The sequence below is a fragment of the Enterococcus hermanniensis genome (genome assembly GCF_001885945.1).
GTDB classification, from domain to species: Bacteria; Bacillota; Bacilli; order Lactobacillales; family Enterococcaceae; genus Enterococcus_A; species Enterococcus_A hermanniensis.
Window position 1 is genome coordinate 261,310 of the sequence record NZ_JXKQ01000004.1, and the last position, 6,355, is coordinate 267,664.

The 6,355-nt window shown below is 36.9% G+C and carries 4 protein-coding genes; 2 read left to right on the forward strand and 2 right to left on the reverse strand.

Going from position 1 to position 6,355, the window contains the following annotated elements; genetic code table 11:
• Window positions 1-8: 8 nt before the first annotated feature.
• Window positions 9-665 (reverse strand): beta-phosphoglucomutase, encoded by a 657-nt coding sequence (pgmB, locus tag RV04_RS06675; RefSeq protein ID WP_071857689.1) that lies wholly within the window; start codon window positions 663-665, stop codon window positions 9-11.
• Window positions 658-2,943: a glycoside hydrolase family 65 protein gene (locus tag RV04_RS06680; RefSeq protein ID WP_071857690.1), complete on the reverse strand. Its 2,286-nt coding sequence runs from the start codon at window positions 2,941-2,943 to the stop codon at window positions 658-660. The genes pgmB and RV04_RS06680 overlap by 8 nt, the downstream gene beginning before the upstream one ends.
• A 213-nt stretch (window positions 2,944-3,156) precedes the next feature.
• Between RV04_RS06680 and RV04_RS06685 the strand changes: the two genes are divergently transcribed.
• Together RV04_RS06685 and RV04_RS06690 are read left to right on the forward strand one after the other, a co-directional pair.
• Window positions 3,157-5,331 (forward strand): PTS transporter subunit IIBC, encoded by a 2,175-nt coding sequence (locus RV04_RS06685; protein ID WP_071857705.1) that lies wholly within the window; start codon window positions 3,157-3,159, stop codon window positions 5,329-5,331.
• 48 nt (window positions 5,332-5,379) lie between these two features.
• Entirely contained in the window at window positions 5,380-6,168 is a 789-nt protein-coding gene (locus tag RV04_RS06690) for an endonuclease/exonuclease/phosphatase family protein (RefSeq protein WP_084405549.1), read from the forward strand.
• Window positions 6,169-6,355: the final 187 nt, after the last annotated feature.

The window sequence follows — 6,355 nt, forward strand, 5'->3', positions numbered from 1 at the left end:
ATTCATTTTTATTGCCAATGTTTTTCTAAAAACTCGACTGTTAATTGATCGGTCTTAGCAACAAGCGGAATATCTGTTCCTAAATGTTTTGCATCACCGACACCGATGGGTTGTGCGCCACTGGCTTTGATGGCAGTGATACCCGCTTGGGCATCTTCAATCCCGATGCATTCAGTGGCATCAAGCCCGACTATTTTAGCCGCTAAAAGGAAAATATCTGGTGCTGGTTTGCCATGTGCAATCTCTGCTGGATCAGCGATCCCGTCAAAGTAATCCAATAATGCCATCTGTTTCAACAAAAAAGGACCATTTTTACTCGCTGAAGCTAAGGATATTTTGATATTAGCTTTTTTTAAGTCTTGTAATAATTTTAAAATGCCCGGATAAACATCTTTTGGAGCGACTGATTGGATCATTTCGACATAGTTATCATTTTTTTCTTTTGCCAATTCTTGGAATTCGGTGTCAGAAAAATCAGTCGACCGATTCCCATGAGCCAAAATTAATTTCAATGAATCCTCACGACTGACACCTTTTAATTGTTCATTGAATTGGCGATCAATTGAAATCGCTAATTTATCGGCTAATTTTTTCCAAGCTAGGTAATGATATTCAGCTGTATCAGTAATCACACCATCTAAATCAAATAAAACCCCTTTAAACATTTGACGCCTCCTGTTCTAGCGGAACCGTCATTGTATCATTTAGAGAAATTTCTTTTCCATAAAGCATCATAGCTAAGGCGGGGCCATCTTTCAAGTCGATTTGGACTTCTTTTTGATTTACTGCAACTGAAATCAAACGACCTTGATAATTAATATGGAACGAATAATGATCCCAATCGGTTGGTAACATCGGAGCAAAACTCAATTTTCCCGTGTGAGTCTTCATTTGGGCAAAACCTTGAACGATTGCTAACCAGCTTCCAGTCATAGATGTGATGTGCAATCCGTCATCGGTATCATTATTATAATTATCTAAATCAAGACGAGCAGTTCGCTGATACATTTCCATTGATTTATCGATCAGTCCTAATTCAGCAGCTAAAATCGCATGGATGGACGGAGAAAGAGACGATTCGTGAACCGTCATTGGTTCATAGAAATCAAAATTCTTCCTTTTTTCTTCTAAAGTAAATTGTTCACCGAAGAAATAAATTCCTTGTAGGACATCTGCTTGCTTGATGAAACAAGAGCGAAGAATCTTATCCCATGACCAATTTTGATTCAAGGGACGATCCGCAGGTGTAAGATCAGACGTAGGCATCAAATCTTTATCTAAGAAGGTATCGTGCTGGACAAAAATTCCTAGTTCTTCATCTTTAGGGAAATACATTTTATCAATAATCTTTTGCCATTGGACTTGTTCTTCTTCGGTGATCACAACAGTTGCTTGCGCTTGATACTTTTGATAATTTTCTAACGTATATTTTAGAACCCATTGAGCTAAAAAGTTTGTATACCAGTTATTGTTGATATTGTTTTCATATTCATTAGGGCCGGTAACACCATGAATCATGTATTTATCTTGGCGTTTAGAATAATGCACACGATCAGCCCAAAAGCGCGCGATCTCAGTTAACACTTCTAAACCTTCTTTTTGTATATACGTTTCATCGCCTGTATAGGTAGTGTAGTTGTAGATTGCATGAGCCATAGCACCATTTCGATGGATTTCTTCAAATGTAATTTCCCATTCATTGTGGCATTCGACACCGGTAAAGGTAACCATTGGATACAAAGCGCCTTTCAAGCCTTGCTGTTGTGCGTTGTGTTGCGCTTGTGGCAATTGGTTATGACGATATTTTAATAGGTTTTTAGTAATGCTTGGATCAGTGATACCCAAGTACATTGGAACGGCATAGGCTTCTGTGTCCCAGTAAGTTGCTCCGCCATATTTTTCGCCAGTAAAGCCTTTAGGACCAATATTTAAACGCTCATCCTCGCCATAATAGGTTGAGAACAATTGGAAAATATTAAATCGAATTCCTTGTTGGGCTTCATCATCACCGCTAATTAATACATCTGCGAGGGCCCAACGATTTGCCCAAGCGACATTTTGTTCGGCTAATAAGTCATCATAAGAAAGTTGGAACTCTTCTAGTAAAGCTACTGCTTTTTCTGGTTGCTGTGACTCTGGAACATCGCGGCTAGTCAATACGACAACTCGTTTTTCTAAATGAACGGGCTGGTTGATTACTAAATCATAACTAAATGTCTCAGCTACTTCTAAAGTATCTTCTTGTTGTACACCAATGGTCGAAGTGACATGTTTCATCGCTCCAGTAACTGAAAACTGCTCAATTCCAAAATTATTAGGAATGGTCTGAGTAGTTAAGAAACTGATGTCTTCTCGATGTCCACGTATTTTCTCCAACCAAAACATTTCTTCATAATTGCTATCTTCATTTTGGACATTACTATCTAATTTAGAAATTACTTTTAATTGCGCTTCGCCAGCTAAACTTTCAGCGGTTAAACGAATAACTGCTAGTTCTTGTTTAACGATGCTTAAAAAACGCTCGAAAGTAATTCGGACCTTTGCCTTGTCGATAGTTACGGTAAATGATCGTGTTAAAACACCATTTTGCATATTCAATTCCAAATCAAAATCTTCGACAGATGTTTTAGCTAAATCGATTTCATTTTCATTAATGAATAAACGCATTTGAATGAAATCTAACGCATTGATTACTTTACCGAAATATTCAGGATAGCCATTTTTCCACCAACCAACACGTGTCTTATCTGGATACCAAATTCCAGCAAGATAAGTACCTTTATGATGATCACTACTATAATATTCTTCAAAATTACCTCGCATTCCCATATAACCATTGCCGATGCTAGTTAAAGATTCTTGCAAACGTCGATGTTCTTTATCTAATTTTGTTGTACGAATTTTCCAGGGATCGATATCAAAAAGTCGTCGTCCATTATTCATGATTGTCCTCCTCATTTATCTTATTGCTTCCATCATACATGCAATCGGTTGCGTTAGTCAAGTACGGTTCTATAAATTGTTAACAGGATTTATATAGCGGTTATTATTTTAAATAAATTTAATTGTAAGAGTTTACAAAAGAGCTTAAGCAATATATAATGCGAATAGAACGAAACCGATTGCGTAAATTTAGGAGGGAAAAGCATGACGGGTATAAAGAAGATGTTTAGTTTTGAGTTTTGGCAAAAATTTGGGAAGGCTTTAATGGTAGTTATCGCAGTAATGCCAGCTGCTGGATTGATGATCAGTATTGGGAAATCATTACCAATGATCAATAGTAACCTTGGCTGGTTAGTAACAACGGGCGGGGTGGTCGAGAATGTTGGCTGGGCAATTATTGGCAATCTACATTTACTCTTTGCTTTGGCAATAGGAGGCAGTTGGGCGAAAGAACGAGCTGGTGGTGCATTTGCTGCAGGGCTCTCATTCATTTTAATTAACCGGATCACAGGTGCGATCTTTGGTGTAACTGCTGAAATGTTAGCGAATCCCGATGCAGTCACTCACACATTATTTGGACAAAAAATAATGGTCGATGGTTATTTCATTAGTGTTCTTGAAGCACCTGCATTAAATATGGGGGTATTTGTTGGGATCATTGCTGGTTTCGTTGGAGCAACGGCATATAATAAATACTATAATTTCCGTAAACTTCCAGAAGTATTGACTTTCTTTAATGGAAAACGCTTTGTGCCGTTCGTTGTGATTTTACGTTCTGTGATTGTGGCTGTTGTTTTAGCCCTAGTGTGGCCAGTCATTCAAACCGGAATCAATGACTTTGGTAAATGGATCGCTAATTCTCAAGATACAGCACCGATTTTAGCGCCTTTTTTATATGGAACATTAGAACGATTGTTACTGCCATTTGGACTGCATCATATGTTGACGATTCCGATGAACTATACACAATTAGGTGGAACGTATGAAATTATGACTGGAGCGCAGGCGGGTAGTCAAGTATTTGGGCAAGATCCATTATGGTTGGCTTGGGCGACTGATTTGGTAAACTTAAAAGATGCTGGAGATATGTCTCAGTATCATCAAGTGTTGACACAATGGACACCTGCACGATTCAAGGTAGGTCAAATGATTGGTTCAACGGGTATTTTGATGGGACTGACATTAGCGATGTATCGTAATGTTGACCCTGATAAGAAAAAGAAATACAAATCTATGTTTCTTTCAGCAGCAGTTGCCGTTTTCTTAACAGGTGTAACCGAACCACTAGAATTTATGTTTATGTTTGTTGCAGTACCATTGTATGCTTGTTATGCAGTGATTCAAGGAGCCGCTTTTGCGATGGCTGACATTATTCATTTACGTGTTCACTCATTTGGTAATATTGAGTTATTGACACGAGTTCCGATGGCCTTGCGTGCGGGCTTGGGAAATGACTTATTGAATTTTGTGATCACAAGTCTTGCTTTTGGTGTGTTCACGTATTTCTTTGCAAATTTTATGATCAAAAAATTCAACTATGCAACTCCTGGACGTAATGGCAATTACGAAGTAGATAATGATGAAACACCAGTCGCTTCAGATGCGGGAGCTACTTCAGCTGATAGTCAAATTGTCCAAATCATCAATTTATTAGGTGGTGCCAAGAACATCGCTGATGTAGACGCTTGTATGACTCGTTTGCGAGTATCGGTCAATGATCATTCTGTAGTTGGATCAGAAGAACAATGGAAAAAGGCTGGCGCGATGGGGCTTCTAGTGAAAGATAATGGTGTACAAGCTGTCTATGGTCCTAAAGCCGATATTTTAAAATCAGATATCCAAGACTTACTGGACTCAGGAGTAGAAATCCCAACTAGTGCGATTCAATCCGAAACCCCAGTTGGAGAAGCATCGATAACTACTTATAAAGGGCTGAATCAAGAATTTGTAGCCCCTACAAATGGACAATTGATTCCAATTGATCAAGTCCAAGATGAAGTCTTTTCTCAAAAAATGATGGGTGAAGGCTTTGCAATCATACCTGAAAATGGAGAGATCGCGAGTCCAATAACAGGAACTGTCATTTCTATTTTCCCGACGAAACATGCAATTGGTTTAAAAACAGTGGATGGAATTGAAGTTTTGTTGCACATGGGATTAGATACAGTAGATCTTGAAGGTACGCCATTTAATATCAAAGTTCATGAAGGTGAAAGTATTAAAGCCGGAAAAATAGTTGCAGAAGTTGATTTGGCTAAAATTCAAGCAGCAGATAAATTAACAACGATGGTGGTAGTATTTACTAATGGTGATAAAGTGAAAGCTTATCATTATGATAAAACTGGACTTGTTTCACGTGGCGAATCAATCGGAAGCATCGATTATTAAAGTGAGGCGATAACAATCAAAGTTTTAACATTGAACATCCATAGCTGGATGGAAAACAAAGATGAAGAACAAATCGAAGTTTTAGTTGGAAAAATTATTAAAGAAGAATATGAAGTCGTTGGTTTGCAAGAAATCAACCAATTAATTAATAGTTCTTCTATAATAACTGATAAATATTTTCAAGCGACGAATAATCAACAAACTGTTCATGAAGATAATTTTTTATATCGTTTAATTCAACGATTAAATGAGTTGGGGCATTATTATTATTGGAGCTGGACATTTAACCACATTGGTTATGAGAAATATCAAGAAGGGGTAGGGTTATTATCCAAAGTACCTTTCGATAAAGTAGAAAGTTTGTTGATTTCAAAGACCTCGAATCCTACAGATTATCATACAAGGAAAGTAATGATTGGCGAACTAACGATTGCTAATCGTACTGTAATCGTAGTAAGTGGTCATTTTTCTTGGTGGAAAGATCAAGCATTTTATTTTGAATGGAAGAAATTAGAGCAGCGTTTAATAATAGAGACTAAAGATTTGATTGTTCTAGGGGATTTCAATAATGATGCGAAAATAAAAGAAGAAGGTTATGATCTTATTAAAAACAGTCCATTGCAATTGCAGGATGCTTTTAAGGAAGCTAAAAAAATAACTGGAGAGTACACTGTTGAAAAGTCAATTGATGGGTGGGTAGGAAATTTATCTAAATTACGGATTGATTATATTTTTACATCAAAATCATTCCTAGTAAGAAACTATAAGATTGTTTTTAATGATAAGAACGAAACTAAAATTAGTGATCATTATGGAGTAGAAGTAGAGGTGGGTTAGCATATTGCTAATCCATTTTCTATTATAGTGAAATATTTTTGAAAACTGTTTGAAAAATTATTGACATTATATTTCAGTATGGTATTATCAATAACGTTGTTGAAATACATTGATATGACAATGAAAAATAGTTGTTGACAAGTAATTGTAGGAATGCTATTATTACAAAGTTGTCAGTTGAGTTTCA

Excerpts from the sequence above, each read along its gene's own strand:
- RV04_RS06690 (WP_084405549.1), top strand. The coding sequence starts at position 5,380 with ATGGAAAACAAAGATGAAGAACAAATCGAAGTTTTAGTTGGAAAAATT.
- pgmB (WP_071857689.1), bottom strand. The coding sequence starts at position 665 with ATGTTTAAAGGGGTTTTATTTGATTTAGATGGTGTGATTACTGATACA.
- RV04_RS06680 (WP_071857690.1), bottom strand. The coding sequence starts at position 2,943 with ATGAATAATGGACGACGACTTTTTGATATCGATCCCTGGAAAATTCGT.